The organism is Paenibacillus sp. FSL K6-1230 (genome assembly GCF_038002385.1).
In the GTDB taxonomy this organism is placed as follows: Bacteria; Bacillota; Bacilli; order Paenibacillales; family Paenibacillaceae; genus Paenibacillus; species Paenibacillus massiliensis.
This window is the reverse complement of sequence record NZ_JBBOCK010000001.1, coordinates 3,092,235-3,118,033: the sequence shown is the minus strand read 5'-3', so window position 1 is coordinate 3,118,033 and position 25,799 is coordinate 3,092,235. Positions and strand designations below refer to the sequence as shown.

The window sequence follows — 25,799 nt, the reverse complement described above, 5'->3', positions numbered from 1 at the left end:
GTCTTCATTTGAGGAAAATGAAATACATAACAACAATGAAATTTAAAATCAAGAATTGGGGGAGAAATCATTGAATCAAATTGAAATCACATCGAAGCTTAATCCACAACAACAAGAACAAGTTGCAAATTTATTTTACGAAGCTTTTCCATTGAAAGTAAAACATCTATGGTTTTATGCAAAAACTAGAGAGCAGGCAGTTGAGCTATTATCTCAATCTATTCAATTTGAACAAGGTATATATGCCATAAGAAATGAAGAAGTAATTGGATTTCTAGGATACAATATAGGAAAAAAAGCTTTTACACCTGCGAATTATAACGCTTTTCGGAATGTTTACTCTCCATTCATAGCGATTTGGCGATTTTTATTTTATACGTTTTATTTAAGGTTCCATTTATACAATGAAAATATATTGCATATTGACCCTATTGCTGTGTCTGTAAAAGCTCGTGGCAATGGAATAGGGAAGTTGCTATTAAACAAGGTAGAGCAACTCGCAAAAGATATGCAAATCACTAAAATAAATCTAGAGGTTGTTGATACTAATCCGTCAGCACAAAAATTATATGAACGTTTCGGTTATATTATCAAAAAAGAACTTAAATCCAGCTCATTTACTGTAAAAGCTGGTTTCAAAAAGGTGATATTTATGCAAAAATGTTTAGAGTTCACTACCACGACCTAATCTGCACGTTACTTGAACAAAAGCAGCTGATCATGTTAATCAGCTGCTTTCTTCGTTTCTAACAATTAAGAATATAAAGAGCTCCCAAAATCAGAAAATGGAATGCGATGCGCATATGTACTTCGACATTTCACTTTTTAATTGTGCGAACACCGCAAGATCAATGTACCTGCCTTTCTCAAACTCATGCTGACGAAGTACACCTTCCTGTTGAAAACCAAGCTTGTGCAGCAGACGAATGGATGCCTCATTCTCCGGTTCAACCTTTGCTTCGATCTTGTTCAACTGCATGCGCATGAATCCAAAATGCAGTACAGCACGAGCCACTTCCGTCATAACGCCGCGGCCCCAGTAGTCGGAATGCAGATCGTATCCGACCTCTGCACGGTTATGTACATTTTCATAATTCAGAAACCCACACGTTCCAATTACACGACAGGACTCACGGTCTTCAATCATCCAGCGCAGACCCGTCTGTTCCTTGAAAATCTTCGCATACCAGCTCATCTCTCCCCTAGCATCCTCTTCAGATTCGAAGGGAGCAAACGGCATATATTGCACCACAGCTTCATCCGAATATAATGCCAATAGATCCTGACTGTCCTTGTCCTCGGGTGCCCGGAGAATGAATCGTTCGGTCTGGATTAACGGAAATAAATCAAATGCAAATGGATCACTCATGCTCGGTCTCCTCTGTTTTATAGTTACTTGTTCATTCACAACGATGCGTGAAACGATATCCTGAGTTATTTTACTACGTTAACCTGATTTATCCAAGGGCTGTCCTGTTCCCCTAAAGTGAAAAAAGCCGCTATAATAGCGACTTTTAGTGGGAATGAAGAATACGTGTATAAAAATACCCTTTCAAATGGATACTGCCTTTCTCCAGCCGCCAAGATGTGTAATGTCCACCGCAGTCTCTATAGCTGAGGCCTCACAAATGAAGCCCGACACCACCCTGCCATCTTGAAGCAGAATCTTACCTATCCCTAGCGGAGCTGGAATGGCTGCTGTAAATACACCAAAGGAGGTAACGGGTATACTCCATAGCTCCAGATCAATGGCTGCACCATCTTCCAATGTATGAACCAGACCTGGCTTTGCTGGACTCGTATTCAGTTGGTACAGGCGATATGCGGGAGCTGTGCGGGCTTCCTCCACAAAAGTAGCTCCCAGGCCCGTCATCTGAGCTTCCAATAACATGCCTCTCATATGCAGGCCACAGACAGCGACCAGAATACGAGCCTGATTCTGTCTGAACATCTTAGCGGCTTCAAGCATGGAGGCTTCCTGCTCAGGTAATGTGAAGAGAGTTATTCCAAAAGGCGTGTTCTCCGCTACCTCCCCTGCGGGAATCGCAAGCGCACTCAAATCGAGCAAATTGCAATGATTCGTGTATAGTCCCATCTGACTATTCGTATGAATGGGGTCCTTCTGCACCTGTTCTCTCGTCCATGTTCCCCCACAAGTAGGCAGCACCAAAATGGCCTCTTGCAGCAATTCTTTTGTAATGCGCTGAATTTCAGCCAATCGGTGCTGTGCACGAAATAATGCAGTAGCTGTATGCATCTCCTTGCTGCCTGTTCGAAGGATATTCTCCGTTACAGGTAACAGTGCACCAGGATGCAACTCGACGAATGATTCCAGGTCAGCCCATCGTTCAGCTACAAGTGGTCCTTCGTACAGAAGTGTTGCGGCTTCTTGCAATAGAGAGATATCAACCTCCTCAACATATAACCCTGACTGCAGTAATGTTTGTTTGACCGTGTGCCAAGCCGCCTCGTACTCTTTTGCAAATGGACCATAAAATGTTAGCTCTCCCTTGGGTAGCAACCACTTGGCAGGTGCGCGAGATGGACCCACAGGGCGCGATCTTGAGAAAGCATCTTCAGCATGTGGTCCTCGCACGATCCGGTCCACGGAAACAGCGTCTTCCAGCTCATAAGCAAATACGGTGATGCAGTCAATGCTACGGCATGCAGGTACTAGGCCCGTGGATGGCCATGCGCCTACAGCAGGCTTATAGCCAACGAGACCATGCAACGCTGCCGGAATCCGGCCCGAACCGGCTGTATCCGTGCCAAGTGAGAAGGCTGCTTGACCAAGTGCTACCGCTACCGCCGAACCAGAGCTTGAACCTCCGCTGATCAGTTCGGGACGTAAGGCGTTATGTGTATCCCCATAAGGGCTTCTCGTACCGACCAACCCGGTGGCGAATTGATCAAGATTGGTTTTACCGACAGGAACGGCACCAGCAGCAATTAGCCTTTCCACGACTATGGCATGTTGCTCGGAGACCGCTGCGAATTCAGGGCATCCTGCCGTGAGAGGCCACCCTTGAACCGCGATGTTGTCTTTGATGGCAAAAGGGATGCCCCATAGTGGATATTCTGTCATGCACATATGTTGAAGCTTCTCCAGATACGGAGCAATAAGCTCCAGGGACGGCGGCGTGATCCAGACATGGTAGTCCTTGGTGTTACTTGCGCGCTGGATGATGCTCTCCACCACCTCCGAAGGTGTGAAGCTACCTCGAAGATAGCCGTTACGGAGTGCATGGATCGACATGGTGTTCGGAATGGCATTCACCGTCATAGCTTAACCTCCTCCTTGGTCGTTGGAATGATGGCAGCGATCCAGTCTCCTGACTTGATCTGATCACCCGGTGAGACATATATTGAAGCGATCTTTCCATCTGTCGGAGCGAGCTGTGGGAACTCCATTTTCATACTTTCTTCTATTATAATGGTGTCACCTTTTCGAACCTCCTGGCCTGGCTCTACTAATACTTTCCATACGCTACCCGACATCGAGCTGCTCATGCCCAGACTGCCTTCAGGCATCTCCACTTCCTCCAAGGTTGCCGCTACTTCAGGCTCAGATACATATTCTGCGATTCCGAGCTCCTTCCAGTAATTCCGTTCCGCTTGGAATGCGCTCTGCTGCTGCTGCCGGAAAATGCCAGATTCCTGTTCGATGGTTCCCAGCCAATCCAGATACGTGCCCAAATGGAATGTGGTCTCTTCGACCTCCAAAGTAAAACCTCCCCGCGGGAATTCCTCACGCATGTTGAGAAGCTCTGCTTCTGACACTGGATAAAATTGAAGCTGATCAAAGAACTGTAGCAGCCATGGCTTGCCTGCCTCGAAATTGCCTGTTTCTCTGAACGAGTTCCACATTTGTACCGTGCGTCCGACGAACTGATATCCGCCAGGGCCCTCCATACCATACACGCAGAGATACGCACCACCAATGCCGACGGCATTTTCCGGAGTCCACGTCCGCGCCGGATTATACTTGGTGGTTACAAGTCGATGTCGCGGGTCCAGTGGTACAGCCACTGGCGCACCAAGGTATACATCTCCCAGCCCCATGACGAGATAGGAGGCGTTAAACACGATTTCAGCAACCTCTTCCAGCGATCCGAGTCCGTTCATACGCCGGATGAACTCCAGGTTGCTTGGGCACCATGGCGCATCGGGTCTAACATTTTGCTGGTATCGCTCAATGGCAAGCTGGGTTGCCGGGTCATCCCATGACAGTGGTAATTTGACAATCCGTGAAGGCACTTCAATGCTCTCCAGCTCCGGAAGCTGCAGGTCCAGCTCCATGATCAGGCTAGCCGCTTCTTTTACCGTCATACGGGACGCATCCAGATGGATTTGCAGTGATCGAATACCTGGCGTCAGCTCGATATAAGGAATGTTCCCCTTTTCTTTGATCGCTTCCATGAGCACGTAAGCCTGGAATCGGTATAACAGGTTCAACTCGCGCTCCCCGTACTCGACCAGAATGTTCTCATCACCAGAGCAGCGTATAGTGATAGGGAAGCGTCTACCTTCTACCGCTTGGGCTAGAATCGGCATATACTCACCAGTAGATGTTGCGGGGAGAGCGGGCAGCATTGGCTGTACGTCAAGCTCCTTTAGATAAAGCTCTTGTGCCGCTCGTAATTGCTCGGCTTCCTCAACAGTTACAAGTCTGAAGCGGACCATGTCGCCAGGGCTTAGTTGTCCGAGCTTCCATAATTCAGCGGTCGCCGTTGTTACCGGGCAGACGAACCCTCCAAGACTCGGACCGTCTGGTCCTAGCAGGATTGGCATGTCGCCCGTCAAATCCAATGCACCGACAGCATAGGCGTTGTCATGAATATTAGAAGGATGCAGCCCTGCATCACCGCCGTCGGTTCTCGCCCACAGCGGAGCAGGACCAATCAATCTGATGCCTGTTCTGGAGCTGTTGAAATGTACCTCCCATGTAGTCTCGGTCAACTGGTCCAGATAAGCAGGAAGCACGTATTCATCCGTACAGTGTGGTCCAGGTATCACGCCAATCGTCCATTCATTGTTGTACTTCGGTCTGCAATCGGCTGTGAGGGGAGCAAGCGTGACCTGCTCCTTTCCTTTTACATCATGTACTCGCAGAATGACACCAGTGCGCAATGCACTACCACGATGACCACCGAATCCACCCAAAGTAAAGGTTGCTGCACTACCAAGCGTGAGCGGCATATCCAGCCCCCCGGCCACGAGCAAGTATGTCCGCAGGCCCTGTCTGGCTTCACCAAGAGTAAGCACCGAGCCTGGAGAGGCAACTGTCGGCGTATATGGCTCAACAATCACACCATCCAGTTCGGCCTTCATATCAGCTCCTGTCAGGCAGAAGATGATTTCGTCTCTGAAGCGATATGCTCCCCCGCGTAGTGTCATTTCAAGTCCAGACGCATGTGCATCATTGCCAAGCAATCTGTTGCCAATACGAAAAGCAAGCTGATCCATCGGTCCGGATGGGGGCACACCGATATCCCAGTAGCCAATTCTTCCAGGACAGTCCTGTACCGTGGTCTGAATACCGCCGTCCAACACTTCAATGGTACACTCCAGTGGTTTAAAGTCAGAAAGCATTCGGGTATGCACTTCCCCATTCTCGAAGGAAACGGTGTGTAAAAATGCTTCTATATAGGACTGATTGGTCGTTACGCCATACACCCGAAGCTGAAGGAGTGCATCCTTCATTTTGTCAATTACTTCGCTGCGCGTGTTGGCGTGCACAATGATTTTAGCCAGCATCGGATCATACAGTGTAGTCACATTCAATCCAGGTTGAATCCAGCTCTCAATTCTCACATCTTCGGGCCATTGAATTGCATCAATACGTCCATCGCTCGGCCGAAAATCATTCATGCAATCCTCGGCGTACAAGCGTACCTGAAGACTATGCCCCGTTGGTGAAGGAGTTGAGATGTTCAATGATTCGGTCTCATTCGCGGCTTCCTTGACCATCCATTCCACCAAATCGATGCCTAGTACCTCTTCTGTCACCCCATGCTCTACCTGAAGTCTTGTATTTACCTCCAGGAAGTAAAATTGCTGCCCATCGGGATCATACAGGAATTCCACCGTTCCAGCATTGCGGTAGCCTGCAGAAATCGCCAGTCGTCTGGCACATTCAAGCATCTCCTGTCGCACTGCATCCGGTAAGCATGGAGCCGGGGTCTCCTCAATGATTTTCTGATTGCGCCGTTGTACCGAGCAGTCCCGTTCCCCCAAAGCTACGGCTTCACCGTTACCTGTACCGAAAATTTGAACCTCAACGTGACGTGCCCGCGCAATGTACTTTTCGAGGAATACACCACCATCATTAAAATTGGCTGATGCCAAGCGAGATACGGATTCAAATGCTTCCCTCAGCACCTCCTCCTGCTCACAGATCCGCATGCCAATTCCTCCACCACCAGCAGTCGATTTCAGCATCACGGGATAGCCAATTTCTCTGGCCTGCTGAACCGCTTCATCCAGAGAATGCATCAGGCCTGTGCCAGGCAGCAAAGGTACGTCAGCTTCTGCTGCCATGGCCCTTGCCGTATGCTTCAAGCCAAATAGCTCAATGTGTTCAGGAGAAGGGCCAATAAATGTAATGCCCTGCTCCGCACACGCTCTGGCAAAGGCTGCGTTCTCGCTCAAAAATCCATAACCGGGATGTATAGCATCAGCCCCTGCCTCCTTGGCAGTCTTGAGGACCAATTCGGCATTGACGTAGCTCTCTCTTGCCGGCCCCTCACCAATGAGCACAGCTTCGTCTGCAAGCTCGACATGCAGGCTGTCGCGGTCCGCCTTGGTGTAGATGGCTACACTGGAAATACCCATCTGACGTAGAGTCCGAATGATGCGTACGGCAATGGCACCGCGATTGGCGATCAATACTTTTTTAAACATCGGCGTTACCTCCTTCTGCATCCCAGATAAGCACTTTGGCTGGAGTGGGGTTATAGGCATTACATGGATTGTTCAACTGTGGACAGTTGCTAATCAGAACGGTCACGGGGGCCAGCGCAACTAATTCAACGTAACGACCTGGTGCCGATATGCCATCTGCAAAGGTTAGCTCGCCTTCTGGTGTAACAGGCACATTCATGAAAAAGTTGACGTTAGGGGCGAGATCCCGCTTGGTATATTCATCCCGCTGTGAGAGCATTAGCATGAAGGTATCACGACAGTTGTGCATCGAGAGCTTATCATGGGCGTAGCGGACGGTATTACTCTGTGCCGAGCAGGCACCGCCGATCGTGTCATGCCTTCCGCAGGTATCAGCCGTAATCCGCAGCAGCTCTTGGCCCGATTCAGCGAGCAGAGTCGAACCTGTCGTCAAATACAGATTTCCCTGACGGGTAATTGTGCGAATTGCGCTGTAATGGTCAGTCGGATCTTCAGTAGAATAGAACAGCGTGTCGACGGCCTGATTGCCCTCCATATCAACGATGCGAAGAACTTGGCCTGGCCGAAGATCATGTAGCCAGCCATCACCAGCTGGGATCACGTGCTCATATATGGCTTTTTCCGTCGGCAATTGGCTCTCTATAAGTTGAGGAGTATTCATGTTAGTTGACCCCCTTTAGCAAAGCATAAGCATTCCATGTATTTTCAAAAGCTCTTTGGTTCTCTCCACAGTGAAGCACACAGGGGTCCTCTTCAGAAACGGGCTCGGCATCTGTCACCGATACGATAATCGAGGTATTTGGGTAGTGTGCTGAAGGATCAAGCGGGTGAGGTGTATTTGATAGCACCAGCAACATATCCATTTCCGTGCGGATCGTCACAGACCGTGCTGTTGTCTCTTGCCATGTGTACTTCATTGTTCCATCCAGTTCGCACACAACCTTTGAGAAAAAGTTAACCGGAACCGCGATGTCACGAGGCGACAGTTGATGCCGGAACAGCTCGACCTTAAAGTTCTCTTCCCCGCTTCTCAACCAGTCGTTGCGCTGGTCCTGATATGTGGTAATTCCATATTTTCGATCCGTCGCCTCACGAGTGGTATATCCGGATAAAGGATCATGCCAGCCTACCGTATCCTCCGTAATGGAAGCCAGCACCCTCCCTTGATCACTCATCAGTACGTTGCCTGTCGTCAAATAAGCGGTGTGTTGGGCTTTCAGGGTATCAGGCATATTGTAGCGTTCTGCCGGATCTTGTGCATGGAATAACAATGCGGATACATTCGCACGAGCTCCTGTTGCTGTTAATGTGATCGCTTTTCCTCTTCCTACATGGGCAGACCATTTGCTGCCAGGCTGCATAGTCATCGTGAATAATGCTGTCATTGTTCATTCCTCCTGTAGAAAAATATAAAAAAGCCCGAGAGAAACATCAAAGATTGCTCTTTGATTGATTCTCCCGGGCTTTTTTCCCGCCGTGTACATTAGGTAATGCACCCAATGCGTTTTCTCTCGGACCAGTCAACCAAAGTTTGGTTCGGAACCCTAGAAAACATTTTATGAAATTTATGTTATGAATACTAACACTCAATATCACAAATCACAATAGTTTTTTGAAAACAATCTTAAAAAATATCACTTTCGCTTAGACTCATGGCATGTTTTTCTCAAAATGACGAAAAAACTACTATAGAAAATGACTGAACGTACGTATATGCTCAAAAAAATAGCTTGATTTTTACTAAAACGCCTGTAAAAATGTGAAATATCATGACACGGGAAAACTGCATATCATTTTTGATTTCGAAGGAGGTTTATTATGTCACAAAAACTAACACTAAAAAGAAATCTCTCCTTAAGCCATGTGGTGACCATGGGACTAGCCTGGATGTCTCCCATGATATTTTTCACGAGCTTTGGTGTCCTTCATGAGGGTTCTCAGGGGATGCTGCTGGCTGCATACGTTCTTGCTTTTGTAGCTATTCTGTTTACTGCAGGCAGCTATGGACAAATGGCCAAGGCTTTTCCGGTGTCCGGTTCGGCATACACCTATGTAAGCCAGGCAATGAACCCATTTATCGGCTTTCTAGTCGGTTGGGTGATTCTGCTCGATTATCTGTTCTCCTGTATTGTAGCTGTACTGATGTTTGGCATTAATCTTCATGCCCAATTTCCTTCCATTCCTTCTCCCGTCTGGATTGTGCTCCTTACCCTTATTGTGATGATCATCAATGTGATCGGCATCAAAACGTCCGCAAACGTCAACAAGATATTTGTGCTGATGCAAATCATTTTTATAGCAGGTTTTTGTGCCTTTCTTGTATACAAAGCCGTGACACAAGGGGTGACTATGGGACTTAATCCTCTTCATTCCGTAGAAGGCGTTCCCTTCTCAGCCATACTGGCTGGTGCTTCTCTCGTCTGTTTTTCTTTCCTTGGCTTCGATTCCATCACGACGATGGCAGAAGAAACGAGACAACCGGAAAAAACGATACCCCGTGCCATTCTGATCATCGTTAGTATCGCTGGTATTATGTATTTCGCAACAGCCTATTTAATTCAACAGATGTATCCTTCCTTTACGTTTGCCCATATGGACTCAGCTGGATTTGAGTTAATGCAAGTTATAGGCGGAGGAACCCTTGCCTCCATGTTCACCTTTGTCGTTATTTTCTCCGTGCTTGCGCAAGGCATGTCTTCTATGACAACTGTCTCCAGGCTGCTGTTTGTCATGGGCAGATCCTCCTTGCTGCCCCGGAAATTCAGTTCTATTCACCCCAAATTCCGCACGCCTGTGTTCAATATTGTGCTCGTCAGTGTTATTTCCCTCGCGGCCTTATTCATCAGTCTGGAGACGGCTATCATGTTTGTCAGCTTTGGTGCACTAACAGCCTTTCTATTCGTGAATCTCTCTGTCATCGGGCATTATATCATTCGTCAGAAAAGACGCAGTTTGCAGGATTGGATTGTTCGAATGATTTTCCCCTTGTTGGGAGCCATGTTCATTCTATATCTCATCACTCAACTGGGGGCTTCCTCTCTTCTTCTTGGCACCGGATGGATTGTGCTAGGCCTGCTTCTGTATATGAATCACCGAATGAGATCTGCTTCAATCCACAACTCATTACCTGAGATTGAAGAGGCGATGTGAGCGGGATATGCGATCAGGTAAAACGAGCCAACCACGCAAATGAGACTAGTTTGCTGGTTGGTTTTTTTACATTATGCCTCTATAACATCCCTCATTGACAGAGCGACGGCAAAGTGGTGTATTTAACATATGCATTCTACTAATTAATTACAATTAAAACTATTATTACACATTCTCATTTAATTGGAAGGAGGAGCATAATGAATACGCAGCCTGAGCAAGCACGGCACATCATCCGATTTTGCCAGGGACTTCTAAGTCATGTAGAGGACAGTGTCGCTATGGAGCATCCAGTAACGATTAAGATCAATGGTGAGGAATTCGTAACTCTCGTCTGTACGCCAGAGTTCATCGAGGATATGGTTATCGGCTATCTCGCCTCCGAGGGAATTATACGCCATATGCAGGATATCCAGCATATTTGGACCCAGGAGGAAGAAGGCTTCGTGCATGTCACGACGAAACGCTGGAATCCCCTGCATCGCCAGCTGTTCGCCAAGCGGTACGTCACCTCCTGCTGTGGCTCGGGGCGTCACAGCTTCGTGTACGTCAATGATGCACGCACAGCCAAGCATACCCATGGCGAACCTATTGAATTGAGCTATGCTGATTGCTTCCGCTTGATGAATACGGTAATGTCGGGAACCGAGCTGTTCCAGCACACCGGAGGCGTTCATACTGCAGCATTGTGCAGCCATAAGGACGTATTTCTGACCCGCAGTGATATTGGGCGTCATAATGCACTGGACAAGATACTGGGACACTATCTGCGACAAGGAATTCCCCCCGAGCACAACACAATCGTACTCAGTGGAAGAATCTCTTCAGAAATATTGTTGAAGGCCTCTAAGCTCGGAGCGGAAATCGTCCTGTCCAAATCCGCTCCGACCAGTCTTGCGATCGATCTGGCTGATGAGCTGGGTATAACCGCAGTCGGCTTCATCCGAGCAGATGTCTGCAATGTATACAGTCATCCCGAGCGAATTATAGCTGATTAGCAGTCAATTGAAAACCTAAAAGGCCCCTAACAACACATAAATGCGACTGTTGGGGCCTCCTTTCTATTTGCTTTTCATATATAATTCGCTAGAATCGCAAATCCCGCTCACCGCTTCGAATTCGTTCCAGCTGCCTCATGGTGGCCTTTCTTACTCCTTCCTTAGGAATACTCTCAAGATTGTCCCGAATAATCTGCTCTCCCAGCTCCTTCATCTCCTCATCCGCGTAATCGAGCAAATATTCCAGCAGCGTCATCAGCGAATTTGGCTGACATACATTATGGATCTGTCCAGACTTGGCCAGTTGCATGAAACGGTCCCCAGTACGGCCCTCGCGGTAGCAGGCTGTGCAGTAGCTAGGAACGTAACCATCCCTGCATAGCGCCTTGACGATCTCGAGTGGTGATCGGTGGTCGCCAAGCGTGAACTGCGATACCTGTTCCTTGTCTTTGTTGACGCTGTAGCCCCCTACGCCTGTGGCAGAGCCAGCGCTAATCTGTGAAATGCCTAGCTGAATAATCCGATCACGGAAGCCAGTGTCTTCGCGTGTGGACAAAATCATACCTGTATAAGGGACGGACAAACGCAGAACAGCCACGATCTTGGCAAATTCATGATCATTGACGAGATATGGATAGTTATCCAGATTAACATTTTCAGCCGGACGCAGGCGAGGAACGGAGATCGTATGAGGGCCGCAGCCGAATGCCTCCTCCAGATGCTCCGCATGCTTCAGCATGGCGATCGTATCGTATTTGTGATCATACAGACCGTACAGAACACCGATACCGACATCATCTATACCCGCGCGCATGGCTCGATCCATGGCGGTCGTATGCCAATCATAATCCCGCTTCGGACCATTGGGATGATAATGGCGATAGCTGGGCCGATGGTAGGTCTCCTGGAAAAGGATATACGTCCCGATCCCTGCTGCAGCCAAACGGCGATAATTCTCCTCCGTCGTGGCAGCAATATTGATGTTGACGCGACGGATTTGACCGTTATCCAGCCTCGTCTCATAGATGGTACGTATGCAATCGAGCACATAGTCTATGGAGCAGTAGCGCTCATCCTCGCCAGCCTCCAGCACAAGTCGTTTGTGACCAAGGGCTTGCAATACCCGGACTTCCTCCGCGATATTGTCGGCACTCAGGCGACAGCGCTCCAAATCCGAATTAGAATGCTTATAGCCGCAATAGACACAATTGTTGACACAGTAATTGCTTATATATAGCGGAGCAAAGAGTACGATTCGGTTGCCGTAAATTCGTTCCTTAATCTGTCTAGACACCAGGAACAGCCGTTCCAGTGTCTCCGCATCCTCCACATGCAGTAGCACAGCTGCTTCCATAGAGCTGAGCCCCTTGCATGCGCCAGCCCTGTCCAGTATATCCTCCACCAATGCACGGTCCTGCACCGCCTCGGCGCCATAGCGAAGGGCGGCAATTATGTCCTCATCCTGAATAAAATCTGCCGGGCGATGCTCATTCAGCTTGCTCACAGCAATTCACTTCTTTCTATAAAATGGATGTGTAATACTTGGAGTGGTCTTCCGTCAAGTGCACGTTGTTACATCGCGTGTACTGTGCTAATTTGTGCTGGGCCCTTCGTCATCATCTTGTTCTTTTATGGAATGAGTGGAGCGCTAGGCTGTCCACTTCGGTCCAGGTATTTCAGACTATCACCGCGTCCCATATCCATATAAAGTCCAACTGCTTCAATGCGCCGCTCCAGACAGAAGCGGCATTGTGCTGATTCGTCTCCCGTGCAGATTTTGTTGTTATAGAGCATGTATTTATCGCGCACGGACATCGGTGATAGATTCGGCATGACGACATTGGCACCTGCCAGTAGTGCCAACTCCCGTCCCTGCGGGTGGGCCGTGCCCATTGCCGTCGTAGCCGGAATCAATGCCTGCGGAACTAGCAGTCGGGCCAGTGCAATCATATCAAGGGTACGCTCCACTGTACCTGGGGGCTGATCCCTGAGCGGGGTTGCTTCATGTGGCAAAAAAGGGCCAATCCCGATCATATCCGGCTGCAGCTCCTGTACATACAGCAGGTCCTGCGCCAAGTCGGCTGAAGTCTGTCCCGGCAGGCCGACCATGAAGCCTGCCCCGATCTGATAGCCGATGCTTTGAAGAGCCTGCAGCCGCTCTCGCCGCTGCTCGAACTGCATGGTCGGGTGCAGAGCATCGTATAACGCACGCGATGCCGTCTCATGGCGCAGCAAGAATCGATCAGCTCCTGCCTCATACAACCGTGCATAGCATTCATCGCTTCTCTCACCGATGGAGAGCGTGACGGCTGTGTCTGGATAGGAGTGCTTGATGCAGCGTATCAACTCGGCTAGTCTGTCAGTTGTATACCAAGCATCTTCACCGCTTTGCAGGACGAAGGTTCGGTAGCCGAGCCTATAGCCCTCATCGCAGCATTTTATGATTTCCTGAAGCGACAGACGGTAACGGCTCAGCTGCTTATTGCCTGAACGTAGTCCACAATACAGGCAGTTTTGCTTGCAAATATTCGAGAATTCGATCAGCCCACGCACATATACGCTATTGCCATACATAGATACACGTACACGGTGTGCCGTACGCCGTAAATGCTGATGTACAGACTCATCAAGAGAGTCGATCAGCGAAATCAGCTCGAATCTGCTTAGTGTACCTTGACTGCCAAGTTTGCTTATGAGGTTATTCGTTGGGCCTCCCTCCATTCCTACAGCAGCCTATTGCATCCTTTGATTAAGGTGTGTACGCAAACGATCCCAAAGAACTATGGTGCGCAACTTCGCTCCGAGCAAAGCCCCAAACTAAGCTCCCAAGCAAAGCTCCAAACAAAAGAACCCTTACGATCGCTGCTATGTCTGATCTACCTTTCCATCGAGACTTCTAGTATCGTATCCAGTGTATTATTGAGGATTGAACACGGTCTCATCCCAGGCCAATCGCGCCTCAGGGAACATATCAATCGCTCGCGGGAACACTCCCTGCACATAGGCGATGAACATCCCGTAATTCACGATGGGTACCCCGGCAGCTGCTGCCGCAGCCAGGCGATGCAGCATAGCCTGGCGATTCAGCATGCATGCACCACAGTGGATAATGAGGGCAAAGGAGTCCAGCGATGGGGGCAATTCGCCGCCTGAGGCGTGCTCAATACATAGCTTCTTGCCGCTCCGCTCCCGCAGCCAGCGAGGGATCTTCACCGTACCGATATCATCGCATTGACGGTGGTGAGTGCAAGCCTCGGCAACCAGGACCCGATCCCCTTCCTTCAGGGTGCTAATCGAGCGTACACCCTTGACGAGCTGCGGCAGATGCCCCTTGGCTCTGGCGAACAGGATCGAGAACGATGTGAGCGGCACGTCCAAGGGCGTATCCGCAGTGGCCTTCATGAATACCTGAGAGTCCGTAATGACGAGACTGGGCCTGCGACCTAATGAAGCCAGTGTATGTGCGAGCTCATGCTCCTTGGTCACTACAGCCGTGGCATCACATTCCAAAATGTCACGGATTACCTGCTGCTGTGGCAATATCAGCCGTCCCTTCGGTGCAGCCTTGTCAATCGGAACGACGAGCACCGCCAGCTCTCCTGGCTGCAACAGATCGCCTACGAGCCGAAAGCGCTCCTCCTCCTGAGCTGCCAGTCTGACAGCCATCGCCTGCTTCAGCTTGACAATGCCGCTATGTGTGAGGCTGCTTACCGCGTGCAGCTCCAGCTCGGAGCTTGCCCCCAACTCCCGCGCGATGCGATCGCAGTACTGTTGTATATCCGCTGGCCCATCATCTATACGATCTAGCTTATTTATGATTAGCATGATGTGAGGGACTGTTGCCTTCAACCTGTCCATAAGATCACGCTCCAGCATATCGATACCATACTCTGGATCAATGACCAACAGCGCCATATCCGTCTTTTGCAATATGCTTAGTGCGACACGTGAACGTTCATTGCCGAGCACACTGTGATCATCCAGTCCCGCGGTATCAATGAACACGACCGGACCGGCCGGGAGCAGCTCCATGGCTTGATAGACCGGGTCCGTCGTCGTGCCGCTTACCGGGGATACGATCGCTGCTGTGTGCCCACAGATCGCATTAATCAGGCTTGATTTCCCCGCATTACAACGCCCGAACACGGCAATATGCGGTCGCTGGCCACGCGGCGTGTGATTCATGCTCAAGCGATTCACATCGTTCCCTCCTTCGTCCCGCAGACCGGTTCGTTATTCTCTCTTGAATGCCCAGGAATGCCAGGGCTCGTCACAGCGTAGGGGCTCAGCACCTGACGGATCTGCTCGGGTGTCATTAGCCCTCGCTCCAGCAGCAGTTGCTCCAAGGGTCGACCTGACGAGGCAGCTACCCTGTGCAAGTCCGCGGCTGCATCATAGCCGAGGTACGCCACTGTGGCTGCCGCCAGTACACCAGAACGCTCCAGATGCTCTTGGCAGCGCTCTTCATCCAGTGTCAAGCCTGCAATACAACGCTCCTGGAACAAGGGGACGGCGTGGATGAGCAGCTCCAGCGATTCCAGCAACGCCTCCGCTAACAGCGGAATGAACGCATTCAGCTCCAGTTGACCGTGTGACGCGGCCAGCGTCACTGCCGTGTCGTTTGCGATTACGCGCATCGCTACGCAGCCCAGCATTTCAGCCATCACCGGATTTACCTTGCCCGGCATGAGTGAGGAGCCTGCCTGTACTGGAGGAAGGACATATTCACCTATTCCACCAGCTGGTCCAGACGACAGCAGTCGGCAGTCATTAGAGATTTTAAGAAGATTCACGGCCGCAGCCTTTAGCAGACCCGATACTTCTACGAAGATGTCCATATTTTGCGTCGGATCCATCGGATAATCGCATCTGCACAGGCCAAGCCCTGTCAGCTCGCGCAGTTCGTCTGCCATGGCATATGCATAAGCAAACGGAGCATTCATACCCGTACCTACCGCTGTACCTCCGATATGAATTTCTCTCAGCCGCTCCTCCACCTTATAGAGCCGCCAGCGGTCCCTGGCAACTGCCTTCGCATAAGCCCCGAAGGTCTGCCCTGCCAGAATGGGCAAGGCATCCATCAATTGAGTGCGGCCCAATCGAAGTACCTCTGCATACTCCTGCTCCTTGAGCTGGAAGATGGCTTGCAAGCACGCCATCGCCTCCGCCAGCTCCCTTACCAGCGGAATCAAGGCTATACGAAGGCCAGTCGGATAGACGTCATTCGTAGATTGGTAGCGATTCACATCATCGATGGCATGAACGATGTGGTAGTCGCCCTTTTGCTCGTCCATGTGCTCCAACGCGCGGTTCGCTACCACTTCGTTCACATTCATGTTCGTGCTTGTCCCCGCGCCCCCTTGATAAGCATCCACAACAAATTGCTCCTCCAGTTCACCAGCCAATATGTCATTGCAAGCCAGCTCAATAGCTCTTGCCTTATCGACAGGCAATTCGCCACTTCTGCCATTCACACGGGCAGCTGCCTTCTTCACAAGAACCACGGCTCGTATGAGTCTTAGGTTCACTGGCCGCGAGCTGACTGCAAAATTCATCTTCGCCCGCATGGTATGGACGCCATAATAGGCCTCAGCTGGAATAGGCAAAGAGCCTAGCGCATCCTGCTCCTGTCGAAAGGCCTGCCTGTGCTTACACGAGGGAGCCGAATGCTCCACAGCGTCTAGATGCTTCGTCTGCTTCATCCTTACATCATCCTCCTATCTTCATCCTCCAATCTGCGACATTTGCCGAGCTGTCCCTTTTTGCCTCCCATGCTGTGGCTCATCCTGCAGTCTTGGTAGCACCGACAGGTACTGTTCCGTTTGTGCTGATTGCCCTAGCTTCACTGCATCTGCTGTGCAGGTGGAGCAGGTAGAATGTGATGGACAGCCAGAGTACATGGAATGTGCGGAATGATCTGAGGTCCTGCAGGACATTGCTGAGGCTCCCATGTCATGGCGAAGCGGCTTGAGGCCCAGCGCCCTTTGCAGGGCCAGCTTCAGCTCGAAGTGATTTCCAAGATACGGCTTGATGTCAGATTCTTCATTCCAATAGAGACAGGACTTGATACAGCCGTCCGCCGTCAATCGCAAGCGATTACAGGCAGCACAGAAATGCTCGCTGATCGGCGAGATCAGGCCAAAGCAACCAGTCGCCCCGTCGATTCGGTAGTAACGCGCGGGTCCGCCCAACGTCTCCAGACAGCCTTCAGCCTTGCTGCTCGCCTGGTTTCCGACCTCAGCAACGGCCTCATACCTCCAGCCAACTCTCTCACAGAGCTCCAATACACCTGTCAGTGGCTTATAGCTGTCGGCCCAGCCTTTCGTGCTGCGTCCGATGGGCATATATTCGATGAAGCGGACGGCAACCGGTCTCTTTAGAGTCAGCCGCAGAAAATCCTCCACCTCATCGTCATTCGTTCCACGCATATACACGACGTTCAGCTTCACTCGCTCAAAGCCGGCGGCCAAGCTGGCCTCCAGCCCTCTCCATACGTGGTCAAAGACATCAGCTCCAGTAATCGCCGCAAATGTCGCGGGTCGCAGAGAATCCAGACTAATATTCATGTCCGTCACCCCAGCTTCCCGCAGTGAGTAAGCTTGCGCAGCCAGCAGCATGCCATTCGTCGTCACCCCAAGCCGCTGAATGCCGTCAATAGCGCGTAGTCTGGCAGCTAGTGCAGCCAATCCTGGTCGTAGCAGCGGCTCGCCGCCGGTAAGCCGAACCTTCTTGACTCCCATCTCCGCCATAGCCGACACCACAGACACAATGTCATCATCCGTAAGTACATCCGTTGATGTATTCAGCGGTTGTTCACGACCAAGCATGTCCTTGAGCGCTGGCCTACAATAGCGGCAGGACAAGTTGCAATGCTCTGTCACAGCGATACGTACATAAGTGTGTACACGACCAAAGGAATCCTTCAAGGAATTGAGCATCTGCTTCACCTGCCTTTTAGCAAAAATTCACACCCCTACCGAATCAGACCACCGAACTGCCGCAATGTGCGTGCCGTGTTCAATCTTTTGGAGGCAATCTCCTGCTCTAGCTCCTTGTGCTGAACTAGCTGCAGCGCCTGTGTCGGGCAGATCCGGACACACTCTGGCCCCTGCCCGCTGTCCTCACACAGATCACATTTACTTGCAACCATCCGCTCCTTGGGCATCCAGCCTCCACCGTTGCTCATTCGCAGGCCTGCCTGGTATTCCTTCCTGCCGCTCTTATAAGCGGGAATCATCGTAATCGCTCCGTACGGGCAGACCAGCATACAGGTTTTACAACCAATACAAGTGCTCTCATTGATGTAAATGCTGTGGCCCCGGTTCACGATGGAACCATTAGGGCAGACATTGGCACATGGAGCATCCTCACAGTGGCGACACTGCACAGGTGCAGTAATCTCATTCGTCTCCATCACTCTCAATCTGGGGTAAAAGGGGACCTGCTCCTCCGAACGCAGCAGCATATCCTCCCCCGCATGGGCCGTGGCACAAGCCACCTCGCATGTGCGACAGCCGATACAGCGCTCGGGATCAGCAATGACAAAGCTATTCATCTTGATTCAGCTCTCCTTCCTGCTTGTAGGGGAGGACAGGACGATGGCTTTCTTGATCGGAACACAGTATGCAGCAAATGATGAGATACATGTCCCAGCGGCTCCCCTAAAAATTGCGCATATAATTCAATAATGGCGGGATTCTCATGTGACTTGCGAACCTGTTGATGGGCATCATGGCGATAGACTGCGTTCTTCCTGGCCAGATATGCCTGCTTGCGCTGTGTCTCCAGTAGCAGCTTCGGCTGACCGCCCCCGCTGATACAGCCTGCCGGACAAGCCATCACCTCAATGAAGTGATAAGGGCAGGTTCCCTCCCGGATCTGTTCCAGCACAGGCTGGACGTACTGAAGACCGGCTACTACTGCTACTCGCAGGCATAGCTCGCCTACCTGAACCTCTGCTGTCCGAATCCCCTCCTCACCGCGTACAAAATCCAACTGGAGCTCCATCAGCTTCTCCCCAGTCATGAGCTCATACCCGGTGCGAATCGCGGCCTCCATCACACCTCCGGTGACACCGAATATGGAACCGGCACCGGAGTACAGACCAAGTGGCGCATCAAAAGGCTCATCTGGCAATTGCTCGAAGTCAATGCCAGCATCCTTGATCAACTGAGCCAGCTCTCGGGTCGTAATGACCACGTCCACCTCACGATGTCCGTCCACCTCCATCTCCTCACGGCTGCACTCGAACGCCTTGCATGTACATGGCATGACCGCGACACTATAAATGTGCGACGGGTCAATTCCATCAAGCTGCGCTCCGAAGGTCTTGATTAATGCGCCTACCATCTGCATAGGAGACTTGCAACTGGACAGATGCTCCAGGAGATCAGGAGCCGCCGTCTCTGCGTGCTTGACCCAGGCAGGGCAACAGGTAGTGAACATCGGCAGCCGCTCCCCCGCCATCACACGTCCGATCAGTTCCGTTCCTTCCTCCATAATGGTCACATCTGCACCAAAATTCGTATCATAGATGCGGTCGAACCCCAGGCGTCGCAGTGCCGCTGCCATCTTCCCAGGAGTAAGCGTACCGAAGGGCAAGCCGAATTCTTCCGCCAGCGATACACGTATTGCTGGCGCGCACTGCACGACCGTGTGCAGCTGCCCGCTTCTGAGCGCCTGCTTCACCTTCAGTACCTGTCCGGTTGAGTAGGCTGCGAAGAGCGGCTCACGTACAGATGGCAGTTGTCCACGCCGTTCCCGCAGGGCAGCGAGGTACTTTTCTTCCTCGTTGCTTTCACCTGTATAGGAGGTACAAATCTGCACACATTGACCGCAAAGGACGCAGCTGTCTGTATCAATCGCCTGTGGTTGACCATACTCCCCCACAATGGCATTTACCGGACAGACCGTTGCGCAGCGTCGGCAGCCTGTACACAGCTCTGCATCAATTTGAACAAAAAGCTCACTATTTGACATGGCAGTCATCCCTTTAAGGTTCTTTTTGATGGAATATATGTCTTGTTCAAGCTTACAGGCTTATTAAGCCCATACCTTACGAGCTCTTAGTGCCTCGGATTCGTTCGACCATAGAGAGGTACAGGAACTGCCTGGTGTGAAGGCAATGCCCCTGGCTTGATCAGTTTCAGGGCGTTCACCGGACAGACAGCGACACAAGCCGGCACACGATCGCGAACCGCATTCGGGGGTGCATTCAGTTCCTCCTTCTCTTCATGCCCTTCGAAGCTGCTCAGATCAGCTTCCCGGCACAGGTCACATTTATAGGCAACCATTTTAGTCTTAGTGCAAATACTCTTGCCCCTATCCCCCTTTTCCTGTCGCTCATACACCTCTTGCTGTCGCAGCTTTTCCTGCCTAACCTCCACACCTGCACTGTACGCCTTGTACAGACTGATCGCACCGAATGGACAAGCGAGTGAGCAGGCTTTACAGCCAATACATGCATCAGCTGAAATGTCGATGATCCCTTCCGTCTGACGGATGGCTTGCACCGGGCATACCTCGGCACAAGGTGCATTCTCACAATGACGACACTGGACTGGCATGGTGAAGCTGTCTTCACGAATGACATACAGCCGGGGAAGAACAGGTATGGTGACCGTTCCTACTGCAGCCTGCACCCCGTTATGGCGGTGATGTACTGCAAAGCAGGCCAGCTCACAGGCCTTGCAGCCAATGCATCTATCCGCTTCGGCAATGACCAGCGCATTGGGCTCTACAGCACTCATCCCCTGCTCTCCCCTACCAGCATCTGCTCACGGAGCAGCTGATATTGACGGCGTACCTGCTCCTCGGCCTGATCCTGATCCGCGATCGCCTCAATCCGAATCGCGCAGTATTTGAACTCGGGTGTCTTGGATACCGGGTCCAGCTCATCTACGGTCAGCTCGTTGCATGCCCCAATCCAGAAATGATACGTCATGTACGTCGCTCCTTTGGCTACACGATCCGTTACCAGGGCCCTGGATATGACCTGTCCCCGACGTGAGACGATACGTACCAGTTGACCATCCTCAATGCCAAGTGAAGCGGCATCCTCGCGGCTCATCTGCACCCGACCAGGCTCATCGGACAGCAGACTAAGCGCGCGGCAATTGCCTGTCATCGTCCGAACCGAATAATGGCCTACCTCGCGCACCGTCGACAGTACAAGCGGATATTCCTGATCCGGTTGCTCGAGCGGCGGTCTCCACTCACATGCGAATAACTGACCTTTGCCGTTCGGAGTAGTGAACTTATGACCCTTATAAAGATAAGGAGTGCCAGGATGCTCCTCTGACGGACAAGGCCACTGCACACCTGCAAGTCCATCGAGCTTGGCGTAGCTTGCTCCGGCAAAGCTTGGGCATAACCCCCTCATTTCATCCCAGATCTCCTCGGTGCTGCCGTAATTCATCGGGTATCCCATCGCCGTGGCCAGCTCGCTAATAATCTGCCAATCAGGCTTGACTGAGGCAGGGGGCTCAATCGCTTTACGAATACGCTGGAAGCCGCGGTCCGCTGAGGAATAGACTCCATCATGCTCTCCCCATGAGGTCGCTGGCAGAATTACATCCGCATGCAGAGCCGTCTTGTTCATAAATATATCCTGCACAATGACCAGTTCGAGCTGATCCAGAGCTTCTCGCAGTTCTGCAGCGTTCGGATCGCTTTGTACAGGATCCTCGCCAAAAATGTAATAGGCCTTGAGCTTCTGCTCCTTCAAAATGAGATGCGGTACCTCGGTCAGCCGATACCCTGGTCTATCTGGCAAGTCGACTCCCCACGCCTCCTCGAATTTACGTCGTACCTGCTCATCCGTGACTGCTTGATAGCCCGGATATACATTCGGCAATGCGCCCATATCGCAAGAGCCTTGTACGTTATTTTGACCCCGTACAGGTCCAATACCCACAGAGGGTCTGCCAAAATGTCCCGTGAGCAGTGCAAGTGAGGCCAGGCCCTTGACCACGTCTACCGCCTGCGCGAACTGGCATACGCCCATGCCATACAGAATCATTGCCTTGTCTGTCCGCGCATAGCTGCGCATCGCCTGACGAATATCCGCTGCACGTACCCCGGTGATTGCCTCTGCATACTCCGGCGTATACTTCTCTACATTGGAGCGATATGCATCGAACCCATCCACATAACGGGCTACAAAATCTGCATCATAAAGCTTCTCCTCAATAAGCACATGTCCGAAAGCATTAACCAATGCCATGTTCGTGCCGCCCTTGAGCGGAAGCCAGAGATCGGCAATGCGCGCGGATTCAGTCTTACGCGGGTCACCTACTACGAGCATGGCCCCTTTCTGCTTCGCCTTCACGATCCGACGGGCTACGATGGGATGAGTGGCCGGGGCATTATAGCCGAAGATCAGCAGCATATCCGCATCTTCAATCTCCGGAATCGAATTGGACATCGCGCCATCCCCCAGAGAATAAGTCAGACCTGCGACCGACGGACCGTGACATACCCGCGCACAATGATCAATATTGTTCGTGCCAATGACCGCTCTCATGAATTTCTGCATTACATAGTTCGCCTCATTGCCAGGCCCTCTAGCGGAGCCTGTCCCCATGATAGAGTCCGCGCCGTATTTCTCTTTAATCTCTAGCAGTCTGGCTGCAGTATACTGAATAGCTTCCTCCCAACCCACCTCGGTCAGTTTCCCTTCCTTGCGTATCATAGGGTGACGTAGACGCGAGGTTAGCAGCTGCGGGTCGTGGAGGAAATCCCAGCCATAATGCCCCTTCAGACACAGGTTCCCTTCATTTGTACGGCCATCCGCCGCTTCTGCTCCGACAATCTGTCCATCCTTGACACGCAAATACATTTGGCAGCCACTCCCGCAATAAGGACATATTGTGCGAACCTTTTCTTCCATGAAATCGGCCTCCTTGTGAATTTATACACATAACATGCAATAAACGTAGGTTACAGCTAGAAATCAATTACTAATCTACTGTCTGCATAAGCCGCAATAAGACAAAATTGCAATAAAAAAAGCCAATACAAAGGATACAGCTCTCCGCCGCACCTCTGTAATGGCTTATTAAAAAGCGAAGGGCTTGGTCCCTTTCTCTTTAATCAAACCGTCTTATGAAGCTGAATAATGACTGTACTGCTCTCCTGCTCTAGATTAGGTAGCTGCCAGGAATACGAGAATGCACTTCCAATCGTCACCATTACCTCATCCATAAATCCGCGCTCCAGATAAGGTCTCAGCACCTTCCAATATTCTGTGACGAGATCTGCCGCGCCTTCCCTCAGTAATATTTCAGATAGACTCGATAGCATCCCCTTAATCTCTATCGTAATCTGTGACTCACTGTCCAGCTTGACCTTCACCAGCTCAGGTCCTTTGCCCCGATAATGCTTCACGATTTTGACAGCCAGTCTGCGAATACGTTCCTGATATTCATAAGCAGCTTCAGCCATACCAAATCACGATCCAATCATTCCTTTTTTTGGAATTTCATCGCTGATTCATATGTTAAGCTCCGTGCAAAATAATGTCAATTCACAAAATAGGACGGATTTGGCCCGAAATTAGCGTTCATAAGCAGAAATCATCCCCTCTTCGCGCCAATGCTGCGATTCGCATCATTGCACAGCCAAAAGTGCTCCCTCTGGGGCGGACACGGTCTGTCAGCCTGTTGTCTTGAAGAGCTAAGTAACGCCTACGCCTATGCTAATGCTGAAACTGTAAACAAAGGAATCACCAGATTGGTGACTCCTCCAGGAACTGTACAATGATAAAAGGAATGGGGAAAATGATGATCCGTAAACTCTTTTGATTCCTTTGCGCAAGTCTTTAAGCTTCTCTTTTCTTGGATCTTTGAGCTTGCGCTGGACATTTAGAGCAAGCTGCTTATTTTCTCTACAAGATTGAATTTCTTCCGCTGTAAACATCTTCATCCCATTGTGCCGGGTTATATTTTGGCATTTAAAGCCACGGCCCTAATAACGATTTCACTTGATAAATCAGCATTTTTGTTTGTTTAACGTTCATTTTCCTCAGCACGAATACGAAGCGCATAATAAGGCTTACTTGGCAAAGGGATGCGGCATTTTCCACGATAACTCAAGGGTAACTTTGTGATACTTAAGCCTTGCGTGTCGATCCATTCAGCCGAAAAATCTACGTCCTCCGGGAGCTCAAGCTCACGGTAGCCCGGCTGATGTTGGCCATAGTAATGCAAGTAATATGAACCCTCCACTCCGAGTGCAGGCACGTCACGAAGCGGGGTCGGCTGCGTATCAAGAGGCATTTCCTCGGCAATGTTGCGTAGAAAGCGTATCCGCTCCTGACTTCGTCCATATAACCTCCCGCCTTTGGACCACCAGATTTCATCATCGGGGTGAAGGTATGTCTCGCCGTGACTCGCATAGCCACCGCGGGTGAAGCTTTCCCAGACACGATGCGTCATTTCCTCGGCACTTAGGTTACCCCAACGTTGCGGCAAATTCCCTTCATAACCACATTCATCAACAATAACTGGCTTCTGATAGCGCTCTCGCCATGCCGTGACCAACGTGACGTCCCAGTGTTGAATGCTGCAGTGGGTAATCTCAGAGCGAGTATGATCATACATTACAACGCTTTCAGGAATATACATCGCTGTCCCGTTATGAATGGACAATAGATGATGGTGAGCATCTGCCGCTGATGCAATGCTTACCAGACGCTCCCAGTCCGGCATTGATTTGTCCCTCATGAAATCATATTCATTCGCCATGGACCACCAGATGTTCCGATAAGCCCCAAGTCGTGCGATGGCATAACGGAGATATCGTTCATCCTCCTCCGCAGACATGCGGTCGAAGCCCCATCGACCTTTATCATACGGATGAAACAAGATTACATCCGCTTCGATTTGAAGCTCAAGCAATGATTCGATGCAGCGCTCGACATGCTCCCAGAATACCGGGTTAAACCGTGCTTTATCAAAGCCCATGGCTGGCGAGCCCACAAAAGGAAATGACGCCGGCTCCTGGACATTAAATGAGTAATTTTTGGGAAATAAGCACATTCGTATTTTATTAAAAGGGCCCTCCGCAAGTGTCTGCAGCGTTAGCGTACGGATGGCTTCTGTCTGATGGATCCAAGCGTACGCTGTCGTACCGAACGGGAAGTATGGAGTGCCATCCGCATAGGCAAAATGATTCTCACCCTTCACCCTGACTGGACCATGAACCATGTGTGCTGCAGTGACACAAGTGAAGCTCCCGTGCACCTCATTCAGCTCAGACGTATTGCTATGCGTTACGTATGTCCACTTTCCGTTGACTTCAGGCATGAACCTGGTGATATACAGACCACCTCCCGCATAAAAGCCAGCAGCCATGATTTCCTTTTCTTCATGGCGAAAAATGACACTCCATTCTACATCCACGTAGGGATTGCCTTTGTCTGGGCCTAGCAACCGAAGTTCGAACCTTTCCCATTGAGCGACCGTTTCTTGGCACATAGTATTTTCCACGAAAAATCCTCACCTTTCTCATAGTGATCATCCAAGCATGAAAATGTCTGTGTTACATGTATCACGTGCACAGTTAAGTTAACTTAGTACATATATATATATCAATACAAAATGGAACATTCAACAACTATTACAATGCGAGCTGGAGTCCAAAAATCCTTCCGAAAATCATCCTTTTCATAGTCAAATTTAGAAGCAAATTCCCCATCTTTTGTCTCCATTTTGGCTGAACGAAAATTTAATTTGCATGGCTCAAAAA

At 50.5% G+C, this 25,799-nt stretch carries 19 protein-coding genes and 1 riboswitch; of the genes, 3 read left to right on the top strand and 16 right to left on the bottom strand.

Annotation, left to right across the window (positions count from 1 at the left end; translation table 11 throughout):
- The first annotated feature begins 70 nt into the window (after positions 1–70).
- Positions 71–688, top strand: a complete 618-nt coding sequence (locus tag MKX74_RS13480) for a GNAT family N-acetyltransferase (protein ID WP_025677270.1) — start codon at positions 71–73, stop codon at positions 686–688.
- Positions 689–778: 90 nt separating this feature from the next.
- On the opposite strand, the gene MKX74_RS13475 is transcribed toward MKX74_RS13480, so the two are convergent.
- The 5 genes from MKX74_RS13475 to MKX74_RS13455 all read right to left on the bottom strand — a co-directional run bounded on the left by MKX74_RS13475 (position 779) and on the right by MKX74_RS13455 (position 8,288).
- Positions 779–1,369, bottom strand: coding sequence for a GNAT family N-acetyltransferase (locus MKX74_RS13475; RefSeq protein ID WP_025677271.1), 591 nt, complete (start codon positions 1,367–1,369; stop codon positions 779–781).
- Between the two features lie 183 nt (positions 1,370–1,552).
- A complete protein-coding gene (gene atzF, locus MKX74_RS13470) occupies positions 1,553–3,283 on the bottom strand; it encodes an allophanate hydrolase (RefSeq protein WP_341178740.1) in 1,731 nt (576 codons plus the stop codon).
- On the bottom strand, positions 3,280–6,903 hold the full coding sequence (gene uca, locus MKX74_RS13465; protein ID WP_341178739.1) for an urea carboxylase: 3,624 nt from the start codon (positions 6,901–6,903) through the stop codon (positions 3,280–3,282). Before uca ends, atzF begins: the two co-directional genes overlap by 4 nt.
- Entirely contained in the window at positions 6,896–7,564 is a 669-nt protein-coding gene (locus tag MKX74_RS13460) for an urea amidolyase associated protein UAAP2 (RefSeq protein ID WP_341178738.1), read from the bottom strand. The genes uca and MKX74_RS13460 overlap by 8 nt, the downstream gene beginning before the upstream one ends.
- 1 nt (position 7,565) lies before the next feature.
- Entirely contained in the window at positions 7,566–8,288 is a 723-nt protein-coding gene (locus MKX74_RS13455) for an urea amidolyase associated protein UAAP1 (protein ID WP_341178737.1), read from the bottom strand.
- A 68-nt stretch (positions 8,289–8,356) separates the two neighbouring features.
- A riboswitch (guanidine-I (ykkC/yxkD leader) is annotated at positions 8,357–8,462 on the bottom strand.
- 259 nt (positions 8,463–8,721) lie between these two features.
- On the opposite strand from MKX74_RS13455, the gene MKX74_RS13450 reads away from it, so the two are divergent.
- Positions 8,722–10,053, top strand: a complete 1,332-nt coding sequence (locus MKX74_RS13450; RefSeq protein WP_341178736.1) for an APC family permease — start codon at positions 8,722–8,724, stop codon at positions 10,051–10,053.
- A gap of 200 nt (positions 10,054–10,253) precedes the next feature.
- Positions 10,254–11,051 carry a formate dehydrogenase accessory sulfurtransferase FdhD gene (fdhD, locus tag MKX74_RS13445; protein WP_341178735.1) on the top strand — a complete coding sequence of 266 codons (798 nt, stop codon included), beginning with the start codon at positions 10,254–10,256 and terminating at the stop codon, positions 11,049–11,051.
- Positions 11,052–11,139: 88 nt separating this feature from the next.
- On the opposite strand, the gene hydG is transcribed toward fdhD, so the two are convergent.
- From hydG to MKX74_RS13390, 11 genes are all read right to left on the bottom strand, one after another.
- Positions 11,140–12,555, bottom strand: a complete 1,416-nt coding sequence (gene hydG / locus MKX74_RS13440) for a [FeFe] hydrogenase H-cluster radical SAM maturase HydG (protein WP_341178734.1) — start codon at positions 12,553–12,555, stop codon at positions 11,140–11,142.
- A 125-nt stretch (positions 12,556–12,680) separates the two neighbouring features.
- Entirely contained in the window at positions 12,681–13,772 is a 1,092-nt protein-coding gene (hydE, locus tag MKX74_RS13435) for a [FeFe] hydrogenase H-cluster radical SAM maturase HydE (RefSeq protein WP_341178733.1), read from the bottom strand.
- A gap of 195 nt (positions 13,773–13,967) precedes the next feature.
- Positions 13,968–15,242, bottom strand: a complete 1,275-nt coding sequence (gene hydF / locus MKX74_RS13430; RefSeq protein WP_341180575.1) for a [FeFe] hydrogenase H-cluster maturation GTPase HydF — start codon at positions 15,240–15,242, stop codon at positions 13,968–13,970.
- Positions 15,243–15,247: 5 nt separating this feature from the next.
- Positions 15,248–16,753, bottom strand: coding sequence for an aspartate ammonia-lyase (locus MKX74_RS13425; protein WP_341178732.1), 1,506 nt, complete (start codon positions 16,751–16,753; stop codon positions 15,248–15,250).
- 21 nt (positions 16,754–16,774) lie between these two features.
- The gene (gene moaA / locus MKX74_RS13420) at positions 16,775–17,977 is read right to left on the bottom strand and encodes a GTP 3',8-cyclase MoaA (RefSeq protein WP_341178731.1); all 1,203 of its coding nucleotides are present in this window, start codon (positions 17,975–17,977) and stop codon (positions 16,775–16,777) included.
- A 47-nt stretch (positions 17,978–18,024) separates the two neighbouring features.
- Complete coding sequence (locus MKX74_RS13415; protein ID WP_341178730.1) at positions 18,025–18,606, bottom strand: 4Fe-4S dicluster domain-containing protein; 582 nt, start codon at positions 18,604–18,606, stop codon at positions 18,025–18,027.
- Positions 18,603–20,030, bottom strand: a complete 1,428-nt coding sequence (locus tag MKX74_RS13410) for a [FeFe] hydrogenase, group A (protein ID WP_341178729.1) — start codon at positions 20,028–20,030, stop codon at positions 18,603–18,605. The genes MKX74_RS13415 and MKX74_RS13410 overlap by 4 nt, the downstream gene beginning before the upstream one ends.
- Before the next feature lie 86 nt (positions 20,031–20,116).
- The gene (locus MKX74_RS13405) at positions 20,117–20,800 is read right to left on the bottom strand and encodes a 4Fe-4S dicluster domain-containing protein (RefSeq protein ID WP_341178728.1); all 684 of its coding nucleotides are present in this window, start codon (positions 20,798–20,800) and stop codon (positions 20,117–20,119) included.
- Complete coding sequence (gene fdhF / locus MKX74_RS13400) at positions 20,797–22,941, bottom strand: formate dehydrogenase subunit alpha (protein ID WP_341178727.1); 2,145 nt, start codon at positions 22,939–22,941, stop codon at positions 20,797–20,799. The genes MKX74_RS13405 and fdhF overlap by 4 nt, the downstream gene beginning before the upstream one ends.
- 203 nt (positions 22,942–23,144) lie before the next feature.
- Complete coding sequence (locus tag MKX74_RS13395) at positions 23,145–23,495, bottom strand: Na-translocating system protein MpsC family protein (protein ID WP_025677939.1); 351 nt, start codon at positions 23,493–23,495, stop codon at positions 23,145–23,147.
- 563 nt (positions 23,496–24,058) lie between these two features.
- Entirely contained in the window at positions 24,059–25,528 is a 1,470-nt protein-coding gene (locus MKX74_RS13390; protein WP_445667319.1) for a DUF5060 domain-containing protein, read from the bottom strand.
- Between the last annotated feature and the right edge of the window lie 271 nt (positions 25,529–25,799).

Bases quoted from the DNA above. Each gene is read 5' to 3' on its own strand.
- MKX74_RS13390 (WP_445667319.1), bottom strand. From the start codon at position 25,528: ATGTGCCAAGAAACGGTCGCTCAATGGGAAAGGTTCGAACTTCGGTTG.
- MKX74_RS13475 (WP_025677271.1), bottom strand. From the start codon at position 1,369: ATGAGTGATCCATTTGCATTTGATTTATTTCCGTTAATCCAGACCGAA.
- MKX74_RS13395 (WP_025677939.1), bottom strand. From the start codon at position 23,495: ATGGCTGAAGCTGCTTATGAATATCAGGAACGTATTCGCAGACTGGCT.
- fdhF (WP_341178727.1), bottom strand. From the start codon at position 22,941: ATGGAAGAAAAGGTTCGCACAATATGTCCTTATTGCGGGAGTGGCTGC.
- fdhD (WP_341178735.1), top strand. From the start codon at position 10,254: ATGAATACGCAGCCTGAGCAAGCACGGCACATCATCCGATTTTGCCAG.
- MKX74_RS13455 (WP_341178737.1), bottom strand. From the start codon at position 8,288: ATGACAGCATTATTCACGATGACTATGCAGCCTGGCAGCAAATGGTCT.
- MKX74_RS13405 (WP_341178728.1), bottom strand. From the start codon at position 20,800: ATGAGTGCTGTAGAGCCCAATGCGCTGGTCATTGCCGAAGCGGATAGA.
- MKX74_RS13415 (WP_341178730.1), bottom strand. From the start codon at position 18,606: ATGAATAGCTTTGTCATTGCTGATCCCGAGCGCTGTATCGGCTGTCGC.
- hydE (WP_341178733.1), bottom strand. From the start codon at position 13,772: ATGGAGGGAGGCCCAACGAATAACCTCATAAGCAAACTTGGCAGTCAA.
- MKX74_RS13425 (WP_341178732.1), bottom strand. From the start codon at position 16,753: ATGAAGCAGACGAAGCATCTAGACGCTGTGGAGCATTCGGCTCCCTCG.
- uca (WP_341178739.1), bottom strand. From the start codon at position 6,903: ATGTTTAAAAAAGTATTGATCGCCAATCGCGGTGCCATTGCCGTACGC.
- MKX74_RS13410 (WP_341178729.1), bottom strand. From the start codon at position 20,030: ATGTCAAATAGTGAGCTTTTTGTTCAAATTGATGCAGAGCTGTGTACA.
- atzF (WP_341178740.1), bottom strand. From the start codon at position 3,283: ATGACGGTGAATGCCATTCCGAACACCATGTCGATCCATGCACTCCGT.
- MKX74_RS13460 (WP_341178738.1), bottom strand. From the start codon at position 7,564: ATGAATACTCCTCAACTTATAGAGAGCCAATTGCCGACGGAAAAAGCC.
- MKX74_RS13450 (WP_341178736.1), top strand. From the start codon at position 8,722: ATGTCACAAAAACTAACACTAAAAAGAAATCTCTCCTTAAGCCATGTG.